The organism is Saccharopolyspora shandongensis (assembly GCF_900106995.1).
GTDB lineage: Bacteria > Actinomycetota > Actinomycetes > Mycobacteriales > Pseudonocardiaceae > Saccharopolyspora > Saccharopolyspora shandongensis.
In genome coordinates this window covers 51,149-66,489 of the sequence record NZ_FNOK01000011.1, presented here as the reverse complement: position 1 = coordinate 66,489, position 15,341 = coordinate 51,149, and the positions used below count along the sequence as shown (strand labels likewise).

General features: G+C 70.4%; 19 protein-coding genes. 8 read left to right on the top strand and 11 right to left on the bottom strand.

Annotated elements, in window-relative coordinates:
* Window positions 1-134: 134 nt before the first annotated feature.
* From BLW84_RS14020 to BLW84_RS47450, 3 genes are all read left to right on the top strand, one after another.
* The gene (locus tag BLW84_RS14020) at window positions 135-1,388 is read left to right on the top strand and encodes a DUF6986 family protein (protein ID WP_093265567.1); all 1,254 of its coding nucleotides are present in this window, start codon (window positions 135-137) and stop codon (window positions 1,386-1,388) included.
* 282 nt (window positions 1,389-1,670) lie between these two features.
* On the top strand, window positions 1,671-2,774 hold the full coding sequence (locus BLW84_RS14015) for an alcohol dehydrogenase catalytic domain-containing protein (protein ID WP_093265565.1): 1,104 nt from the start codon (window positions 1,671-1,673) through the stop codon (window positions 2,772-2,774).
* A gap of 239 nt (window positions 2,775-3,013) precedes the next feature.
* The gene (locus BLW84_RS47450) at window positions 3,014-3,166 is read left to right on the top strand and encodes a hypothetical protein (RefSeq protein WP_177226459.1); all 153 of its coding nucleotides are present in this window, start codon (window positions 3,014-3,016) and stop codon (window positions 3,164-3,166) included.
* 82 nt (window positions 3,167-3,248) lie between these two features.
* Here BLW84_RS47450 and BLW84_RS14010 read toward each other — a convergent pair whose 3' ends face one another.
* Complete coding sequence (locus BLW84_RS14010; RefSeq protein ID WP_093265563.1) at window positions 3,249-3,644, bottom strand: nuclear transport factor 2 family protein; 396 nt, start codon at window positions 3,642-3,644, stop codon at window positions 3,249-3,251.
* Between the two features lie 150 nt (window positions 3,645-3,794).
* Here BLW84_RS14010 and BLW84_RS14005 point away from each other — a divergent pair, with 150 nt between their 5' ends.
* Window positions 3,795-4,127: a hypothetical protein gene (locus BLW84_RS14005; RefSeq protein ID WP_093265562.1), complete on the top strand. Its 333-nt coding sequence runs from the start codon at window positions 3,795-3,797 to the stop codon at window positions 4,125-4,127.
* 7 nt (window positions 4,128-4,134) lie between these two features.
* Here BLW84_RS14005 and BLW84_RS14000 read toward each other — a convergent pair whose 3' ends face one another.
* A complete protein-coding gene (locus tag BLW84_RS14000) occupies window positions 4,135-4,737 on the bottom strand; it encodes a TetR family transcriptional regulator (protein ID WP_245761132.1) in 603 nt (200 codons plus the stop codon).
* A 74-nt stretch (window positions 4,738-4,811) separates the two neighbouring features.
* On the opposite strand from BLW84_RS14000, the gene BLW84_RS13995 reads away from it, so the two are divergent.
* Window positions 4,812-5,687, top strand: a complete 876-nt coding sequence (locus tag BLW84_RS13995) for an SDR family NAD(P)-dependent oxidoreductase (RefSeq protein ID WP_093265758.1) — start codon at window positions 4,812-4,814, stop codon at window positions 5,685-5,687.
* 122 nt (window positions 5,688-5,809) lie between these two features.
* On the top strand, window positions 5,810-5,962 hold the full coding sequence (locus BLW84_RS47445) for a hypothetical protein (protein WP_177226458.1): 153 nt from the start codon (window positions 5,810-5,812) through the stop codon (window positions 5,960-5,962).
* Between the two features lie 65 nt (window positions 5,963-6,027).
* Here the strand turns inward: BLW84_RS47445 and BLW84_RS13990 are convergent, their stop codons facing one another.
* The 9 genes from BLW84_RS13990 to BLW84_RS13950 form a co-directional block, all read right to left on the bottom strand.
* Window positions 6,028-6,939 (bottom strand): serine/threonine-protein kinase, encoded by a 912-nt coding sequence (locus BLW84_RS13990; RefSeq protein ID WP_093265560.1) that lies wholly within the window; start codon window positions 6,937-6,939, stop codon window positions 6,028-6,030.
* A gap of 23 nt (window positions 6,940-6,962) precedes the next feature.
* Window positions 6,963-7,166: a hypothetical protein gene (locus BLW84_RS47440; protein ID WP_093265558.1), complete on the bottom strand. Its 204-nt coding sequence runs from the start codon at window positions 7,164-7,166 to the stop codon at window positions 6,963-6,965.
* 182 nt (window positions 7,167-7,348) lie between these two features.
* Complete coding sequence (locus BLW84_RS13980; RefSeq protein ID WP_218157316.1) at window positions 7,349-8,410, bottom strand: S8 family serine peptidase; 1,062 nt, start codon at window positions 8,408-8,410, stop codon at window positions 7,349-7,351.
* Between the two features lie 271 nt (window positions 8,411-8,681).
* A complete protein-coding gene (locus tag BLW84_RS13975; protein ID WP_177226457.1) occupies window positions 8,682-10,187 on the bottom strand; it encodes a nucleobase:cation symporter-2 family protein in 1,506 nt (501 codons plus the stop codon).
* Window positions 10,188-10,467: 280 nt separating this feature from the next.
* Window positions 10,468-11,358 (bottom strand): factor-independent urate hydroxylase, encoded by an 891-nt coding sequence (pucL, locus tag BLW84_RS13970; protein WP_093265555.1) that lies wholly within the window; start codon window positions 11,356-11,358, stop codon window positions 10,468-10,470.
* Between the two features lie 7 nt (window positions 11,359-11,365).
* Window positions 11,366-11,734: a hydroxyisourate hydrolase gene (uraH, locus tag BLW84_RS13965; RefSeq protein WP_093265554.1), complete on the bottom strand. Its 369-nt coding sequence runs from the start codon at window positions 11,732-11,734 to the stop codon at window positions 11,366-11,368.
* The gene (uraD, locus tag BLW84_RS13960) at window positions 11,731-12,240 is read right to left on the bottom strand and encodes a 2-oxo-4-hydroxy-4-carboxy-5-ureidoimidazoline decarboxylase (protein WP_093265552.1); all 510 of its coding nucleotides are present in this window, start codon (window positions 12,238-12,240) and stop codon (window positions 11,731-11,733) included. Before uraD ends, uraH begins: the two co-directional genes overlap by 4 nt.
* A 360-nt stretch (window positions 12,241-12,600) precedes the next feature.
* A complete protein-coding gene (locus BLW84_RS13955) occupies window positions 12,601-12,966 on the bottom strand; it encodes a helix-turn-helix domain-containing protein (RefSeq protein WP_093265551.1) in 366 nt (121 codons plus the stop codon).
* A gap of 10 nt (window positions 12,967-12,976) precedes the next feature.
* Window positions 12,977-13,234 (bottom strand): thiamine-binding protein, encoded by a 258-nt coding sequence (locus BLW84_RS13950; RefSeq protein WP_093265549.1) that lies wholly within the window; start codon window positions 13,232-13,234, stop codon window positions 12,977-12,979.
* 207 nt (window positions 13,235-13,441) lie between these two features.
* On the opposite strand from BLW84_RS13950, the gene BLW84_RS13945 reads away from it, so the two are divergent.
* Complete coding sequence (locus BLW84_RS13945; protein ID WP_093265548.1) at window positions 13,442-14,242, top strand: hydroxypyruvate isomerase family protein; 801 nt, start codon at window positions 13,442-13,444, stop codon at window positions 14,240-14,242.
* Window positions 14,243-14,319: 77 nt separating this feature from the next.
* Window positions 14,320-15,198 (top strand): 2-hydroxy-3-oxopropionate reductase, encoded by an 879-nt coding sequence (locus BLW84_RS13940; protein ID WP_093265546.1) that lies wholly within the window; start codon window positions 14,320-14,322, stop codon window positions 15,196-15,198.
* Window positions 15,199-15,341 lie beyond the last annotated feature (143 nt).

Here is a 15,341-nt window from a genome sequence, read left to right as displayed (position 1 = left end):
GGGCCGTGCGTCCTCCGCGATTCCAACGGGTATCACTTACCCGGAATCGCATCCCCGAGGACGTGCGGCCCCATTGCCGCAGCCGAGCTGGGCAGCCGGGGACGCCTCCCGGCTGCCGGACGAAGGGAGCGCAAGTGGCCAGAACCTCGCTGGAATCCGCCGAGATCAACCGTCGGCTCGCCCGCCTGTCCGAGGTGGACGAGCACATCGCGCGCACGTACCCGGGCGCGCGCGCGGCCCGGCAGCCGGTGCACACCTGCTACGTGCCGGCGAGCAAGGTCGACGCCGACACGGTGCGGCAGTGGGGGCGGGATGCGCTGGCCGCGCTCGACCGGGACGCCGCCCGGCCCGAGGACCTCGTCGAGATCCTCGGCATGGACGAGCAGATCGCCCGGGCCGTGCACCCGCGGGTGCGGGCGAAGCTGCAGAACACGCCGGTCGAGGACCTGCGTATCGACTTCGAGGACGGCTACGGGCGGCCCGGTGACGACGTCGAGGACGCCGACGCCGAGCGGACCGCCGGGGTGGTCGCCGGGTGGCTGCGCGACGGCGTGGAGCCGGCGAACTTCGGCCTGCGGGTGAAGTCCTTCGACACCCCGGAGCTGCGCGCCCGCTCGGTGCGCACGCTGGACGTCTTCCTCACCGCGCTGCTGCAGCAGTGGGGCAGCCTGCCCGCCGGATTCGTGCTCACCTTCCCGAAGGTCGTGGACGTCGCGCAGGTCGAGGTGTTCGTCGAGCTGCTGGAGCTCTTCGAGCAGCAGCTGGGCATGCCGGAGAAGTCGCTGCGCTTCGAGATCCAGGTGGAGACCACGCAGTCCATCGTGGACTCGCACGGCCGCTTCGCGCTGCCGCTGTTCCTGCGGGCGGGCGACGGCCGGGTCACCGGGCTGCACTTCGGCACCTACGACTACACCGCCAGCTGCGGGCTGACCGCCGCGCACCAGCACCTCGCGCACCGCGCCTGCGACTTCGCGCGGCACGCCATGCAGGTGTCCGCCGCGGGCACCGGGGTGTTCCTGTCCGACGGCTCGACGAACGTGCTGCCGGTCGGCGACCAGGTGCACCACGGCTGGCGCACCCACTACGAGCTGACCCGCCGGTCCCTGGAGCACGGCTACTACCAGGGCTGGGACCTGCACCCGGCGCAGCTGGTGACGCGGTACGCGGCGGTGTTCGCGGCGTTCCGCGACTCGGCTGCGGCGGAGGCGGCGCGGCTGTCGGCGTACGTGTCGGCCAGCGGCAGCGCGGTGCTGGACGAGCCGGCGACGGCGCGAGCGCTGGCGGCGTCCTTCGTGCGGGCGCTGGACAACGGCGCGATCGACGCGGACGAGGTCAAGGAGATGACGGGCCTGGCGGAACCGGAGATCCGCAAGCTCGGCCGACTCTGACATGCCTGGTGAAGGGCATCATCGCGATGACGCGGTGGTGCCCTTCACCGTTGTCCGATCCGGGCGAGCGGTCAGGTCGCGATGAAGGGCTGCGATCCGTCTGCGTTGCCCGCAGAACCGGCCACCATCAGCCGCCCGTCGTCCAGCACTGCGACACCGCTTGGCAGGACCATCTTTCCCTGCGGTCCCGAGGGGCCCGGTCGGCGCCGCGGGCAGGGGTTGAAAGTCGGTGTTCGGTGTGAGCAGATGGGCACTGGTTCGGTGGCGTGGAGGAGCGTGGTGATGGAGATCAGGGGCGCGGTGCTGCAGGAATGCGGTCGGCCTGGGCCGTGGGAGCGGTCGCGGCCGCTTGCCGTCACCGAACTCGACCTCGACGCGCCCGGGCCGGGTGAGCTGCTCGTGCAGCTGGAGGCCGCCGGGGTCTGCCACTCCGATCTGTCCGTTGTGGACGGAAACCGGGTGCGTCCGGTGCCGATGCTGCTCGGGCACGAGGCCTGCGGCCGGGTCACCGAGGTCGGCGACGGCGTCACCGACCTCGCCGTCGGGCAGCGCGTCGTCCTGTACTTCGTGCCGCGGTGCGAGGAATGCGACGCGTGCCGCGCGGGTGGGCGGGCGCTGTGCTCGCCGGGCTGGGCCGCCAACGGCGCGGGCACGCTGCTTTCCGGCGCTCGCCGCCTGAAGTGGGACGGCCGCGAGGTGCACCACCACTGCGGCGTTTCCGGATTCGCCACGCACGCCGTGGTCGACCGCCACTCGGTCGTGCCGGTCGCCGACGACGTGCCGCCCGAGATCGGCGCGCTGCTCGGCTGCGCGGTGCTCACCGGTGGTGGCGCGGTGAAGAACGCCGCCCGCATCGAGCCCGGCGAGGACGTCACGGTGGTCGGCGTCGGCGGGGTCGGCATGGCGGCGGTGCTGGTGGCGCTGGCCTGCGGCGCGGGCAGCGTGACCGTCGTGGATCCCTTGGCGGGCAAGCGTTCTCGCGGCCTCGAACTCGGCGCGGCGAAGGCGTTGACGCCGGCGGAGGCCGTCGAATCCGGGCACAAGGCCTCGGTGGTCGTCGAGGCGAGCGGCAACGCGAAGGCGTTCGAGACGGCGGTTTCGGTGACCGCGCCCGCCGGGCGGACGGTCTCGGTCGGCCTGGCCTCGCCGGAGGCGCGCAGCAGCATCTCGCCGTTGGCGCTGGTGAGCGAGACCCGCACGATCATCGGCTCGTTCCTCGGTTCCGGCCTGCCCGCGCAGGACATCCCGGAGTACGCGGCCCTGTGGCGGGCCGGGAAGCTGCCGGTCGACCAGCTGGTGTCGGGCACCATCGATCTCGACGACATCAACCACGGGATGGACGAGCTCGCCGCCGGGCGGGCCATGCGCCAGGTCATCCGCTTCTGACCCGTCGTTGGCTGGTGTGGAGTGAACGGCCCGTTCGCCTCGGTAGGGGAGGTGAACGGTCCGTTCGCTGCAGCCGTCCGGCGTCGGCGGGCATCGGCTGGTGTGGAGTGAACGGCCCGTTCGTTCCGATAGGCGAGGCGGACAGGCCGTTCGCTGCAGCACTTCGAAGCCACCAGCCGATCACCGCTCTCAGCGGCGTCTCCTCGCACTGGGCCGACGGGTCGAGGCAGACGGCACGCATGCCCTCGTACAGCATCGAGTTGTGGCCGTCGGAGCCGATCGACCGGGACGACGTGGTGCTGGGCCGATTCGTGCGGGACGAAGAACCGGCGGAGCCGCTGGGCCCGGAGTTGGCTGCACTACCGGATTCCGCTGGGCCGCAGGGGATGTGACGAGGTGATCGGCGCAGTGCGCCGGCATGCGCCGCAGCTGTGGCTGGGGCAGGTGCGGGCACTCTCCCGTACGAGTAGGCCGCTACGCGGCGGCTTTCGCGACGACGAGGCTGTCCTCGTAGATGTGGTAGCGGGTGATCAGGCCGTCCTCGCCGGTCAGGTGCAAGGCGAACGGGGTGGTGAAGGCCCGGCCGTTGGCCCTGATGACCTGCGACACCTCGCCGAGCACCACCGCGTGCGGCCCGTCGACCAGGAGGTGGTCGATGCGCACCGCGGTCTCCTCGGCGACGAAACCGCCCAGCATCGTGCGGAAGAACTCGGCGACGTCGGCGCGTGTCGTGCAGTGCCGGATCCACGGCACCGCAGGCGATCCGACGATCTTCCAGTCGACGGTCTCGGCGAACAGCGCGGCGATGGCGTCGGGGTCGCCGCCGGCCAGGGTCTGCAGGAAGTCGTCGACGGTTGTCCTGAAGGTCATCGCGTTTCCCCTCGGTTCGGAACTGCCACGAGTCTCGCGGCGATCCCGCATCGCGTCGATTACCCCGTAGGTAATGGGAGAACTGCGCGGCACGGCACCGCGGCTCCGGCTAGCGTCGGTTCGGTCCGACAGCGTCGCGAGGAGCAGATCATGGAAGAGCAGTCCGCCCAGGGAGATATCCTGGAAGCGTTGGCCGAGCGGTTGGGCAAGCGCCAGGTCTTCGGGGAACCCGTGCGGCAGGGCGACACCACCCTGCTGCCGGTCGCCCACGTCCGCACCGGCGGCGGTCGCCACGGTCATGCCGATGACGACGGCGTCGGCATCGGCGTGGATGCCCGCCCGGTCGGGGCGTTCTCGATCTCCGCCGACGGCAAGGTCAACTGGCACCCGGCCGTCAGCGTCAACAGGATCGTCTGGGGCGGCCAGCTCGCGCTCGCCACCGCCCTCGTCGCCTTCGCGATCGCCTTCCGCCGCAAGCGCTGATCCGCGATCAGGCCTTCGGATCTCCGCCGGCGAAAGCCGGCGCCAGCTGCTCGAAGGCCCGGTCGATCGATTCCATCCGGTCCGCGTCGCCGCGCAACCACTCCCGGGACGCGGTGTCGAGCGCCGCTGTCGCCGCGTTGGTCAGCAGATCCGCGGTGAACGCGTCGAGTCCGGAGCGCTCGCGCAGGACATCGGCGACGTCCTGCCGCCACTGCTCCCGCTTCTGGTGCAGCCGGGCGCGCAGGGACTGCGTCGTTTCGATCAGCCGGAGGCTGGTCAGGTCGCGCTGCGAGGAGTGGATCTTCTCCGCCCAGCGGCGCAGCACGTGGTGCAGGCATGCCCACGGCGGCTGGTCGGCGGGCTGGGCGCGCAGGTCTTCGACGACCTGTTCGCCCAGCGCGTCGATCCCGCCGAAGACGGCGTCCTCCTTCGACGGGAAGTACCGGAAGAAGCTGCGCTTCGTCAGCCCCGCCGCCCGGGCTATCTCGTCCACGGTCGTCTCGTCGAAGCCGTGCTCGACGAACATCTCCAGGGCCAGCTCGGCGAGTTCCGTGCGGACCGCACGCCGTGCCCGCGCCCGCAGCCCATCGGTGCCACTCGCGCTGTTCACGCACCCTAGTCTACTTTATGTCACCAGGTGTCGAATACGACATCTGGTGACATGGGAGGCGAGAAGTGGCGACGATGAGCGGCAAGAGGGTGCTCGTGACCGGCAGCACCGGTGGGATCGGCAAGGAGACGGCGCGCGGCCTCGCGCGGCTCGGGGCCGACGTGATCCTGGTGGGGCGCAACGCGGATCGAGCCGAAGCGGCGGCCGCGGAGCTCCGGCGCGACACCGGCAATCCCGGCGTCGAGGCGCTGATAGCCGACGTGACCAGGCAGGACGACCTGCGTCGCCTGGCGGAGCAGGTGCGGGCTCGCGACGGCGGCCTGCACGTGCTGATCAACAACGCCGGGGTTGCCAAGCAACACCGGGAGCTGACCGCGGACGGCGTCGAGACGGCGTTCGCGGCCAACGTACTGGCCCCGTTCGTGCTCACCCATCTCCTGCTGCCCGAGCTTCGGCGCGCCGGTCGCGGGCGGGTCGTCAACATCGCCGGCGGGGTGCCGCGCGGCCGGATCGACCTGGACAACCTGCAGGGCGAGAAGTCCTACGTGGGGCTCGCCTCCTACAACCAGACCAAGCTCGCGCTGATGGCGATGAGCTACGCCTTCGCCGAGCGCCTGGCGGAGCCCGGGGTCACGATCAACGTCGCGTATCCCGGACATGCCTACACGTCCATGAACCAGAACCTGACGACGAGCGCGTATCCCTTGGTGGCGCGGCCGTTGGTGCCGTTGCTCAAGCTCCTGATGCCGGTCCTCTACGGCGGCGCGGCGGTCGGGAGGGCGTCTGTTTCCAGCATTCGCCTGGCGTCCGATCCGGGCCTCGCCGACGTGCACGGCGTCTACTTCACCAGCAAGGCGCGGCGGGCCCCGTGGCCGGCGAGCGTCCGCGACCGGCACACCCGGGACGCGATCTGGGCGCGGTGCCGGGAGCTCGGTCAGCTCGGGGATTGATCTAGCGGTCGGCCGCGAGCAGGCCGGGGAACCTGGCTTCGAGGTCTTCGTGGCGCAGGGAAAGCACGTTCTCCGGTCGGCCTCTGGCGGATCACGCCGCTGACCCGCCAATGCCTGGTCAGGTGGACTTCGACACGCCTTCGACGGTGCTCCCGCAGCTCTGCTCGCCGCCGGATCCGGCGGCGTTGCGGGGAACAGGGCGTCGCGTCCGGCATTCGACGACGCTGAACCCGGGCAACGCCATCGGCATCGCCGTGCTGACCGCCGTCGCCTAGGCCGGGCGCCGCCGAACCCGCCGTGCTGCTCGCGTTCGCCTTGCCGCGCAAGGAGATCCGATAGCTCAGGCGCCGACGGTCTCCGGGTTCATGCCGGACCAGGCGATCAGCCGATCCGCGACCTCTCCCACCGTCGGGCGGGACTTCGGGTCCGGGTCGAGGCAGGCGTCGACGGTGCGGGACAGCGCCGCGGGCAGGCGGCGGTGGGTGCGCAGCGGCGCGGCAGGGTTGTGCCGCTGCGGGTAGTAGCGGGTGCCGTCGTCGTTGCGCTCGCCGGAGGACACCTCGGCCCACGGCGTGGTGCCGGAAAGGGCCTCGTACAGCGTGATGCCGAGGCCCCAGATGTCCGCCGCCGGCGTCATCTCGCCGCCGGCCGCCTGCTCCGGGGAGAGGTAGTCGAACGTCCCGGCCGAGCTGTGCTCGCCGATCCGGCAGGCGAGGCTGAGGTCGAGCAGCACCGCCCGGCCGCCGACCTCGACCACGTTCGACGGCTTCACGTCGATGTGCACCCAGCCGCGGCGGTGCAGGTAGCCGAGCACCGAGCACAGCTGGATGCCCAGCACCGCGGTGTCGATCGGCCGCAGCCGCCCGAGCTCCTCGATCAGGAAGCCCAGCGTGTGCCCCGGCAGCGTCTCGGTGATCACCACCGGGCGCGCCGGCTCGTCGGCCTGCGCGATCTCGTAGGCGCGCACCAGGTGCGGATGCGTGAACTGGGTCAGCAGCACGCCTTCGTTGCGCAGCCAGCCGATCGCGCGCTCGTCCGCGGCGCGCTCCGGCCGGACGGTCTTGGCGATGCAGCGGCAGGTCCGCTCCTCGCTCCACACGTCGTAGACGTCCAGCCGGCTGCCGCGGCGCAGGTGTCCGACCACCCGGTAGCCGGGGGCGAGCACGTCACCCGGCGCGAGCGGCGGGCCCGGCGGTCCCCAGTCCTGGTCGGGTTCGCCGTAGTAGTAGGAGCTCAACGAATCGATCAGCACCGAACCGAGCCGATTGCGCGGCGTCAGCTGTGGCTGCGACGGCGGTAGTGGCCGTCGCTGCTGCTGCGCGAGTGGTGGCGGCGACGGTGGTGATCGCTGCTGCTGTCGTACCGGCGGCGGTGCCCACTGCTGCTCGAATGCCTGCGGCGGTGCCCGCCGCTGCTGGAGTGCCCGTGCGAGTGGTGCTTCGCCGGCGACACCATCTTGAACAGCTTCGAAAGGTCCATCGGCCCCAGCTCCCGGATCGATCGGCGCCCGCGCGGTCGCGCGGCCCTTTGATCATTGTTCCTGGATTTCGGGGCGCGGTCGAGGAGTTTTGTACCTTTCGCGAATTCGGCCCAATGGCGGACTCGTCAGCGGTGATGGTCAGTGGTATGACCATCACCGCCGACGAGCGGTCATCGCCTGGTCACAGCGGCTGCTGGACCGCCGCGGCGGCGTCGACGACGCCGTAGCCGTAAACCGGGTTGAAGACCCCGCGCAGCCCCACCAGCGGCGTGCGGGCGGTGGTCATCAGCGCCTTCTCGATGCCGTCGGCGTCGCGGCCTTGCGCGCCGAGCAGCGCCGCGACACCCGCGACCTGCGGGGCCGCCATGGAGGTTCCGGCGAAGGAGTCGTAGTCGGCCTGCCCGCACTTCGACGAACCGGCACCGCGCGGCACCGTCGACCAGATGTCCGCGTCGCAGCCCTGCTTGGACTTGCCGCCCGGCGCGGACACGGCCCTGGTGTCCAGCTTGAGGGCGAGGTTGGAGTACGTGGAGTGGAGCTCGTCGGCGTCCGTGGCGGCGACGCACAGCGCGCCGGACTCCCAGGCCGGGGTGTCGCACAGCGGAGCGGTTTCGTTGCCCGCCGAGGCGACCACGACCACGCCCTTCTCGCGGGCGTAGGCGATGGCGTCCTTCGTCTCGTTGGCCAGCCCGAGCAGCGTCAGCAGCTGCGTGCCGGGCTGCGCGCCGAGGCTGAGGTTCACGACGTTCGCGCCGTGGTCGGCGGCGTAGCGGACGCCCGCACCGATGTCGGCGAACGAGCCGGAACCGTTCTCCAGCGCCTTGATCGGCATGATCCGCGCGTCCGGCGCGACACCCGCGATCCCGATGCCGTTCCCGGCGACCGCCGCGGCGATGCCCGCGACGTGGGTGCCGTGCACGTCGGTCGGCTGGCCCACGCCGTCCACGCCCCGCCAGTCGCCGTTGCCGCACGGCGCCGGCCGGTCGCCGCAGCCGGCGAAGGTCGCGCCCGGCACCAGCTTCGGCGCCAGGTCGGGGTGGCCGAGGTCGACGCCGGTGTCCACCACGGCGATGACCTGGCCCGCGCCGGTGCTGGTGGCCCACGCCTCGGGGGCCCGCAGCTGGGCGAGTCCCCACTGCTTCTCGCCGAGCGGGTCCACCGCGGACTGCCCGCTCGCGGCCGCCTGGGTCGCGAGGACCGATAAACCGACCAATCCGGCGGTGATCAGGGCCCGCATCCGCATCGAGATCTCCCAACGTAGGCAGGAATTTCGCCGGATCAACGAGTCCTGCCGGGAGCGGGTGTGCGGGAGGGGGCAGAAGCGGCCGTTCGCCGCGTCAAGTTCGGACGCTCGGCCCAACGTCGATGCCGGAAACGCGTTCCTGGTCCGGATCTCCGGCTCCGCCCGTGTAGGTGGAGGGAACCTGCGGGAGGGGGATCTCGTCAACGCGGAGGGCGCCTTCCGCCGGTTCAGCCGGCGAAAGGCGCCCTCCGCTCGTCGTCGGGACAGGTGGTCACCTGGTGGATTCGGACTCCTGCGCGGACGTCCGCGGCTCCGGGACGGAGTTCACCTGACCGGCGTCGGCCTCGTCGCGGTGGTACTCCCCGGGGGCCGTGCCGACCACCGCGACCGTGTCACCGCCCACCGTCGCCTCCGCCTCCGCGGGGTGCTTCCGCCAGGCGTTGAACAGGATGTTCAGCAGCAGGGCCGCGATGCAGCCGGTGCTGATACCGGAGTCGAGCACCGTGCGCAGAGCGGCCGGGAAGTGCTCGTAGAAGTGCGGCGCGACGACCGGGATCATGCCGATGCCCAGCGCCCCCGCCACGATCAGCGAGTTGAACGGGTCGCCCAGGTCGGACTTGCCGAGCGTCCGGATGCCGCTGGTGGTCACCGAACCGAACAGCACCAGCGCGGCGCCGCCGAGCACCGGCTGCGGGACCAGCGAGACGACCGCGCCGACCACCGGGAAAAGGCCCAGCAGCACCAGCACACCACCGGCGGTGGCGACCACGAACCGGCTGCGGACGCGGGTCAGCGCCACCAGGCCGATGTTCTGCGCGAAGGCGCTGCAGGTGAAGCCGCCGAAGACGGCGCTGATCGCGCTGCCGGCGCCGTCGGCGCGCAGGCCGGCCGCGATGGTCTTCTCGTCCGCGGGCCGGTCCACGATCTCGCCGAGCGCGATCATGTCCGCGGTGGTCTCCATCATCGCCACCAGCATCACGATGCAGATGGAGATGGTCGCGGTGATGTTGAAGGTCGGGGTGCCCAGCGCGAACGGGGTCGGGAAGTTGAACAGCGGCGCCGATTCGAAGGTCTCGGTCTTGATCAGCCCGACCGGCCAGGCGATCAGGGTGCCGGCCACCAGGCCGAGCAGCAGCGCGATCCGGTTCCAGAAGCCCTTGAGGAAGCGGTTGAACAGCAGCACCAGCGCGAACGTCGCCGCGCCGAGCGCGATCTTCTCCGGCGCCGCGTAGTCGGGCGCCTCGGCGTTGTTGCCCGCGATCCACTTGATGCCCACCGGCATCAGGGACAGGCCGATGAGCGTGATCACCGTGCCGTTGACCACGGGCGGGAAGAACCGCACCAGCCGGGAGAAGTAGGGCGCGATCACGAAGGCCAGCACACCGGCGATCAGCACCGAGCCGTAGATCACCGACAGCGGATTTCCCTGGCCCTGCTGCGCGACGATGGCCAGCATCGGCGCGACGGAGCCGAACGTGACGCCGTTGACGAAGGGCAGCCGGGCGCCGATCTTCCACACGCCCAGCGACTGCAACATGGTGGCCAGACCCGCGGTGAACAGGCTCGCGCCGATCAGCAGGGTCATGTCCAGCGGCGCCAGGCCCATGGCCTCGCCGATGATCAGCGGCGGCGCCACCACGCCGGCGTACATCGCGGCGATGTGCTGGATGCCGTACGCCAGCATGCGCGCTGGCGGCATTACCTCGTCCACCGGGTGGACATCGGTGGGTTTTCCGTTTCTGGTGCCGCGGTTGCGACGGGTCTTGAAGAGGGCCATAGGGGACTCCTGGGCCGCAGGGGCTGGTCAGATCAAGTCACTATCAGCGCCGGGTTTGTTCGCTGTTTCTCTTCATTGCCGGGAAATCAACCTTCGATCCACAAAGGACCGATGGTTTTTCGGGCGACTGCCGGGCGCCCGAAGCTCGGGTAGCAGAAGGGGCCACCAGGGAATCTCCGGTGGCCCCAACTGCAGGATCAACGGTGATCCTCGATTGCCGGTTCTCCTCGCGCGTGGGGGAGGTCCGGCGGTCGAAAACTGCGAGAACTGCTGTGCAGGATCAGAACTGCGGCAGGCTGAACCAGGCCTGCGGTGCTTCCTCGACGTCGTCGCGGGTGACGACGCCCTCGATCAGGCCGTACGGCCGGTCCGCGGCGAAGAACACCTCGTTGTTGTTCTCCAGCCCGCAGTAGTCGAGGTCGACCAGGAAGTGGTGCTTGTTCGGCAGCGACAGCCGGACCTCGGCCACCTCCGGGTGCTTCTCCATTGCGGCCTTGCCCATCTCGTACAGGCTCTGCTGCAGCGCCAGGCTGTGCGTGGTGGCGAAGGCCTCCAGCATCGTCGCCCGGATCGACTCGAAGCTCTTGCCCCAGTCCACGTCGGTGTGGAGGTAGCGCCAGCGGGCGGTCACCGCGGTGGCCAGGATCCGGTCGTTGGTCTCGGCCAGCGTCGTGTACTTGTCCTTGGGGTAGCCCCAGAACTCGGAGCCGGTGGACTTGAGGACGATCAGGTCCTTCAGCCCGGACACCACGTGCGCCTGGTCGCCGTCGATGGTGACCGCGGTGGTGCGCTTCTCGTCGGTGGAGCGGTTGAAGGAGTGGTCGTGGCCGGCGCCGCCGACCGGGATCCGCTCCCAGCTGTACTCGTCGATGAGGATGCGCGCGCCGGTGATGCCGTCGGCCGTGCCGACGAAGTGCCGGCCGAGCCGCAGCGCGAAGTCCTCGATCTCGCCGATCGGCGCTTCCTTGGCGAAGGCGTAGACCGTGTTCTTCTGCGTGTCGGTCGGCAGCACGTTGCCGTTGTCGCCCGTGAGGTGGGCGGAGTCGAGGTCGCCGCGCAGCGAGGAGCTGACGTTGAGGTCCTTGATGGTGTGCCGCGCGTTGTCCCGGTTCACCGAGACGATGCGGACCTCGGCCTTGCCGTACTGGTTGGGGCCCATGACGATGCCCATGCGGTGATCAGCTCCCTCGGTAGGTGGAATAGGCGAACGGGCTCAGCAGCAGTGGAACGTGGTAGTGCTGCGCGGGGTCGGTGATCCGGAAGGCGATCTGCACCTGCGGGTAGAACGTCGCGACGCCCTGGCTGTCGAAGTACTCGCCGGTCTCGAAGGTGAGCCGGTAGTCCCCGGCGTCCAGCCGGTCCGGGCCCAGGTCCTTGATCCGGCCGTCGTCGTCGGTGCGGCCGGAGGCAATCGAAGCCCACGCAGTGTCGATGCTCGACCCCGCAAGCGGGTCTTCGCCGCCCTTGGCGGCCTCCAGCCGGATCGCGACCCCGGCGGCGGGGGCGCCCCGCGCGGCGTCGAGCACGTGGGTGGTGACGGCACTCATCCTTCGATCACCTTTGCCAATCTCAGACGTGCGATCTTGCGGAGTTCGTCGGCGACGATCCGCAGCTCTGCTCCCGGCTCGTTGTCCAGCCGCGAGTGCAGGATCTCCAGCAGCTCCGCGCCGCTGCGACCGCTGGCGCAGACCAGGTACACGCGCCCGAACCGCTGTTCGTAGGCCTCGTTGCCCTCGCGCAGCGCGCGGGCCAGCTCGGCGTCGCCGCCGTCGACCCCAGACTGCTCGTTGCGGGAGAACTTGGCCGAGGTGTTCTCGCCGGTGGCGCGCTCGCCGATTCGGGGGTGTGCGGCGAGCGCGCCGTCGATCTCCTCGGGGGTCAGCTCCGGCGCGGCGGCGTCGGCGGCCTGGTAGGCGGCGTCCACGTCGGCGAACGGGCGCCGGTCGGCGATGTCGGCGGCCCAGCGGGGGACGTCCAGGCAGGCGAGGAGCTGCTGGACGAGTTCCGCTCGGGGGAGGCCGTTGAGCCGGTCCGTTTCGGTGGTTCTTGACATCGCAAACTCTCACAGGATGTGCGGCCCCGAAGAGGTTTTCGGGATTGGCGGAGGCGGCGGACGAGAGTCCGAGCATGCCTGGGCTGTGCTGCGGTTGCCGGTCACGAGCTCCGGTGCGGCAAAAGCTACGACTGTGCTCCGCCAAGTGTCAACACTTTGTTGAAAAATCCTGGTCGCGCGTTGTGCGGTTGGCACAAACCCGGGCGAAACGCCCGGTGCCCGCGGGGGTGCGCCGACGCCTCGGCGGAGGGGGTGGTTCGGGAGCCGCTGTGGCCCGTGTGCACTTCGTGTCGCTATGGCAGCAAGAAGTGTGCACGGGTGTGACCAGCGGGAACGGAGCGCTGCGAGGTGCGGCCCGGGTCAGTGCCGGTTGGCCTGCTCGCGGTTCAGGTAGTTGTAGACCGTGAAGCGGCTGACGCCGAGCGCCTTGGCCACCGTCTCGACGGATTTGCGCAGGGTGAACGCGCCGCGCTCCTCCAGCAGCCGGACGGCGCGCTGCTTGTCCGGGCGCGGCAGGTCCGGCAGGCGGCCGCCGAGCTCGCCCTCGACCTCCCGGATCATCCGGTCGAGGGCGCTGGTCAGCTCCTGGCCGGGCAGTCGGACGGCGATCGCCGGCGCGTCCTCCCAGTACAGGACGATGTCGCCGGGCTCGCGCTCGTCCGCGGGCACGGCGGTACCGCCGATGTGCTCCAGTAGCGGAGCGATCGCGTTGGCGAGCGGATGCACGCCGACCAGCCTAAACCTGCTCGTCGTCGGCATCGCCGACGGTCACCTGCAGGGTGATCCGGTTCGCACCGGTGCTCAGCACGGTGTCCATCACGGCGGCGAGCGCGGGCAGCAGCTGCTCGCGTTCGCCGCTGATCGAGGTGCCCAGCGGGCCGAATTCGGGCTCCAGCCCGGCGGCGAGCAGGCAGTCTCGGGCGGCCACGGCGTGGGCCGGCGGCTCGCCCTCCCCTTCGAAGGGTTCGGTCGTGAACTCAGCTCGCAAGATCATTGGTGTGACCTCCCGACTGAACCGTATCCGCCCAGGTGGGGCCGCCGCGCGCGACTGGCTCTCCGTGGCTTCTCCGCTGGTGGGGCGGCCGTGGGTGACCGGTGGGTAACCGGGGGTGGGGCGTTGACCGCCGACTCCCTAGTCGCTAATCTATCGTTGTACGAAATAAGACTTCCGCATAACGAAACTTCTCCCGAGGGGGTGCCGATGAATCCGAACCGCTACGACGTCAACCTCTCGATCCTGTTCACCGAGCTGGACGTGCTGGACCGTCCCGCCGCGGCGAAGGCCGCCGGATTCGACAAGGTGGAGTTCTGGTGGCCGTTCCCGGTCGCGGTACCCACCGACCGCGAGGTGGACCGGTTCGTCCAGGCGATCTCCGACGCCGGGGTTTCGCTGGTGGGCCTGAACTTCTTCGCCGGTGACATGCCCGCGGGAGATCGCGGCGTGCTGTCGAACCCGGACCGCGCCGGCGAATTCGCCGACAACGTCGACGTCGCGGTCGGCATCGGCGAGCGGCTGGGCTGCCGGGCCTTCAACGCCCTGTACGGCAACCGGATCGACGGGGTCGAGGCGGCGGCGCAGGACAACGTGGCCGTCGAGAGCCTGGTCCGCGCGGCGAAGGGCACCGAGCGCATCGGCGGTGTGGTGCTGATCGAGCCGGTCAGCGGCACGCCCGCGTACCCGTTGAAGACCGCCGCCGACGCGCTCGCGGTGATCGACCGGGTGCACGCCGACGGTGGCGTCGACAACCTGCGGCTGCTGTTCGACCTCTACCACCTGACGGTCAACGGCGACGACCCGAACGCGGTGATCGACCAGCACGCGAACGCCATCGGGCACGTGCAGATCGCCGACGCCCTGGGCCGCAACGAGCCGGGCACCGGCGAGATCGACTTCGAGCACTACTTCGACAAGCTCGACGCGGCGGGCTACACCGGCCACATCGGACTGGAGTACAAGCCGAGCGGCGCCAGCGCCGACAGCTTCGGTTGGATCAAGCGCTGACCGCTCGTGAGTGAGTTTTCCGGTGCATACCAGAAGATTCGCTCGCGATCGGCGACAACCACGGAGGTACCACAACCATGAGCAAGGTCGGATTCATCGGGCTGGGCATCATGGGCGGCCCGATGGCGGCCAACCTGGTCAAGGCCGGCCACGAGGTCACCGGCTACAACCGCAGCCAGGCCAAGGTCGACCAGCTGGTCGCCGACGGCGGCAAGGCCGCGGCGAGCGTGGCCGAGGCCGTCCGCGACGCCGAGATCATCTTCATCATGCTGCCGGACTCGCCGGACGTCGAGGTCGTCGTGCTCGGCGAGGACGGCGTGCTGGCCAACGCCAAGCAGGGCGCGCTGCTCATCGACTGCAGCACCATCCGCCCCGACGTGTCGCGCCGCGTCGCCGAAGCCGCTGCTGAGAAGGGCGTGCAGGCGATCGACGCGCCGGTCAGCGGCGGCGAGCCGAAGGCGATCGACGGCACGCTGTCGATCATGGTCGGCGGCGAGGCGGACGCGTTCGCCGCGGCCGAAGGCGCGCTGGGCGCGGTCGGCACCACGATCGTCCACGTTGGACCCGCCGGAGCCGGGCAGACCGTCAAGGCGGCCAATCAGCTCATCGTCGCGGGCAACATCGGGCTGGTAGCCGAGGCCCTGGTGTTCCTGGAGGCGCACGGCGTGGACACCGAGGCGGGGCTGAAGGTGCTCGGCGGCGGACTCGCCGGCAGCACCGTGCTCGACGCCAAGGGCGGCAAGATGCGCAACCGCGAGTTCGCTCCGGGATTCCGGCTCGAGCTGCACCACAAGGACATGGGCATCGTGCAGGCCGCCGCGCGCGACGCGGGCCTGTCGATCCCGATCGGTTCGCTGGTGAGCCAGCTCGTCGCCGCGGCCGTCGCGCAGGGCGACGGCAAGCTCGACCACTCCGGTCTGCTCAAGCAGATCACGCAGCTCAACGGTCGGGACTGAGACCGCGGTGTCGCGCGGGGAGTTCCTCGTCTCCTGCGGCCACGGCCCCGCGTGACACCGCCACCCACCTCGCGGGTTCGCAACTTCAATGAGGTTTTTCCATCGTCGTTCTGCGTGGTGGTGCGGGTGGCGGAACCTCAGCG